General features: G+C 64.5%; 1 protein-coding gene. It reads left to right on the forward strand.

Annotation, left to right across the window (positions count from 1 at the left end):
* Positions 1 to 91: 91 nt before the first annotated feature.
* The coding region (locus tag SB775_RS28935; protein WP_410864650.1) for an NAD-binding protein at positions 92 to 279 on the forward strand (188 nt) is incomplete at its 3' end.

The raw sequence follows: 279 nt of genomic DNA on the forward strand, positions 1-279 counted from the left end.
CGCAGCTGCCATCCATCGTATTCCGGCAGTGGAAGCACCCCGTGCCTCCGGCATGGCCGAGCCGGTATTCGGGCTTCGCGGAAGCGTCCTCATGATCGGCTTCGGCCGCTTTGGCCAGGTGGTCAGCCAGTCGCTCCTGGCCCGCGACGTGGACGTCACCGTCATCGATATCGACGTGGAGATGATTGAAGCCGCCTCCGACTTCGGCTTCAAGATCTACTATGGCGACGGAACACGGCTGGACGTGATCGAGGCCGCCGGCGCGGGGTCAGCCAGGAT

It is taken from the genome of Peribacillus sp. SIMBA_075 (assembly GCF_046534585.1).